The following is a 3,060-nucleotide window of genomic DNA, read 5'->3' as shown; positions in this document are numbered from 1 at the left end:
GGGACTGGCTCTTCCGGGACCCACTTGTCCCAAAAAATGAGATGTTTTAAGCACAAAATGATGCTCAAGTGGGTCCCGGAGTGCCTGTCCCCTGCTTTCCTTAAAAGCGCTAAACAGATACCTTTTTTTAAAACTCCCCTGGCTGGCATGTTTGACACCCGGAGGTTATTTTTTTACTGGAAGCAAAAAATATGGGAGAGTATTATGATTTTGATCAACGAGCACTACAACAAATTGACCGCTTCTTATCTTTTTGCCGACATCGCAAAACGCGTACAGAAATTCCAGGATGACAACCCGGACAAGTCAATAATAAAGCTGGGCATAGGAGATGTCACTCTGCCCCTTCCCGCAGCCTGTGTTCAGGCCATGCACAGGGCAGTGGATGAGATGGCTGAACCCGGGTCTTTCAGAGGTTACGGACCAGAGCAGGGCTACGATTTCCTGCGGGAAAAGATCGCCAGGCATGATTTCCAGGAGCGCGGGGCGGATATAGCCCCTGACGAGATTTTTATCAGCGACGGGGCCAAGTGCGACACCGGAAACATTCAGGAAATATTCAGCACAGACACCAGGGTCGCAGTGCCGGACCCTGTTTACCCCGTATACGTGGACACCAACGTTATGGCCGGCAGAACCGGGGAAATGCAGGATGGCCGTTATCAGGGACTCGTCTATCTGGAATGCACCCCGGAAAACAGCTTCATCCCTGACCTGCCCCGGGAACAGGCGGACCTGATATACCTGTGCTACCCCAACAATCCCACCGGCGCAGGCATCTCAAAGCAGGAGCTGCAGAAATGGGTGGACTACGCCCGGGACAACAAGGCCCTGATCCTTTTTGACGCAGCTTACGAGGCCTTTATCCGTGATGAGGCCATGCCCCGCAGCATCTTTGAAATCCCCGGGGCCAGAGAAGTGGCCATTGAATTCAGAAGTTTTTCCAAGACCGCGGGCTTCACCGGAACCAGGTGTGCATATACGGTTGTTCCCAAAGAATGCCGGGCATATGACAGCCAGGGTCAAAAAACCATGGTTCACCCCCTGTGGAACAGGAGACACAATACCAAGTTCAACGGGGTGGCCTACCCTGTTCAGCGAGCTGCAGAGGCGGTCTACAGTCCGGAAGGGCAGGCCCAGGTAAAAAACAATATCGACTATTACCTGAGTAATGCCGGCATTATCCTCAAGGCCATGCAGGACCAGGGATACAAATGCACCGGAGGGAAAAACTCTCCTTACATATGGATCCAGAGCGGCTCGGATTCCTGGAGCCTTTTCGACTCTCTTTTAAACAAGGCCGGAGTGGTGTGTACACCGGGGACGGGTTTCGGTCCCTGCGGCCAGGGCTTTATCCGGATAAGCGCCTTCAACAGTCGGGAAAATGTCCAGGAAGCCATGCACAGGATCAGCAAGGCCCTGTCATGAAGTCTAAAGCAACGGGCTGAAGATTTTGACCACTCCTTCGGTCATTCTTTTGTATACCGGCCGTCTTGACCACCAGGCCCGGCCGACTTTGAAGGAGTTCTTTCTGTAGTTTTCCACCAGCATGCTCAGTTCATAGCTGAACTGCTGGTCAAAGACTATACTTACCAGCTCCATGTTGAGGTAGAAGGAACGGATATCGAAGTTGGCCGAGCCTACTATGGCCAGGGAGCGGTCCATGGTGATGATTTTGGCGTGCAGCATCCCGTCCCGGAAAAGATGGACATTGCCCCCGTTATTCAGGACAATCCCGCAGTAATAGGCACTGGCCTGGTCCACAAGGAGGTGGTCACTTCTGTCGGGAATGATTATGTCTACTTCAACCCCCCGGGCCGAAGCCAGCCTCAAAGCCGTAATCAGGCCTTCATTGGGAATAAAGTAAGGCGACACCACCGAGACACTTAGCTGGGCCGAGTTGATGGCCTGGATAAGCAGGTCCTGAAACCCGTAGGTGGGCCTGTCCGGACCTGTGGGCACAACCTGTACCGCGGCCATGCCCTCGCTGGTGGACGGCGGATAAATATCCGGATCATCCAGTATCTCCTGGGTCTCGTAAAACCAGTCCTCTACAAAAACCGACTGCAGCTGCCTGACTGTAGGCCCCTGCACCCGGGTCATGACATCATGCCATTGTCCGGCCTTTTTGTGGCCGAACTCGGGGTCGACTATATTCTGGGACCCCGTATACCCTACTTTACCATCAATGACAGCCAGCTTGCGGTGATTGCGGATGTCCAGCCTGGCCAGGCGCATTCTAAGGGGATTGGCAGGAAGAGCATTTTGTACCTGCACTCCCTGTTCCTGCATCCACCTGCCCAGACCGGAAAACATACCCGCGGATCCCACGGCATCCGCCAGAACCCTGCAGGTAACCCCCCTGCCGGCTGCCTCCCCCAAAGCCCGGGCCACTTTACGACCTGTAAAATCGTCTCTGAATATGTAGAAAAGCAGGTGCACATGGTTTCTGGCCTGAAGAATATCTGCGCTCAGGGAGTCGATGAACTCTTCGGTATCGACAATGAGCTTCATGCGGTTGCTTCCAAGAAGCGGCAGCCCCCCGTGCTTTTCAGCCAGGTGGACCAGGGCCTGGTGATCAGGGTTGACCTGACACCCTTCAAAATTGGGTGTGGTCAGGTAACTGGAATTGGTCAGGTGAAAATTTTTGTGTTTTTTAATGCGGCGCGACAGCCTTGGACGGCTGAGTCCGTGCTCTTCAAGAAGCAGATAAAGGATTAGCCCCGGCCAGGGCATTAAAAAAATCACTGCCAGCCAGGCCAGGCAGGTGGAGGGATTTTCCTGGCGCATTCCGATTACCGGAATCATCCCCAGTCGGATAACCCAGCCTCCAAGACTCCAGATCATGGATTCCGCCAGCATCACTGGACCTCACTCGGATTGAGGTTAGTCAATTTTCATGCGATTATTCACCGTGATCCCGATTACCAGAGTAAGAGCAATGACAAAGCTTGCTGAACAGCTGCGTTTTTATCAGGAAACGGATTCAAGTCTGCCCATGGTTTTGTATGAGCACACAGGCATAAGCTTCGATAGCAGCTAAAAAAAAACCATCCCAGG

At 53.2% G+C, this 3,060-nt stretch carries 2 protein-coding genes; one reads left to right on the top strand and one right to left on the bottom strand.

The window, feature by feature from the left end:
- The first annotated feature begins 204 nt into the window (after window positions 1-204).
- Window positions 205-1,428, top strand: coding sequence for an LL-diaminopimelate aminotransferase (locus tag D5S03_RS06720; protein WP_287043110.1), 1,224 nt, complete (start codon window positions 205-207; stop codon window positions 1,426-1,428).
- 3 nt (window positions 1,429-1,431) lie between these two features.
- Here the strand turns inward: D5S03_RS06720 and cls are convergent, their stop codons facing one another.
- A complete protein-coding gene (gene cls / locus D5S03_RS06715) occupies window positions 1,432-2,847 on the bottom strand; it encodes a cardiolipin synthase (RefSeq protein WP_287043108.1) in 1,416 nt (471 codons plus the stop codon).
- Between the last annotated feature and the right edge of the window lie 213 nt (window positions 2,848-3,060).

This window comes from Desulfonatronospira sp. MSAO_Bac3, from assembly GCF_003838035.1.
Taxonomy (GTDB): domain Bacteria; phylum Desulfobacterota; class Desulfovibrionia; order Desulfovibrionales; family Desulfonatronovibrionaceae; genus Desulfonatronospira; species Desulfonatronospira thiodismutans.
This window is presented reverse-complemented; position numbering and strand designations above follow the sequence as displayed.

Excerpts from the sequence above, each read along its gene's own strand:
- cls (WP_287043108.1), bottom strand. The coding sequence starts at position 2,847 with ATGATCTGGAGTCTTGGAGGCTGGGTTATCCGACTGGGGATGATTCCG.
- D5S03_RS06720 (WP_287043110.1), top strand. The coding sequence starts at position 205 with ATGATTTTGATCAACGAGCACTACAACAAATTGACCGCTTCTTATCTT.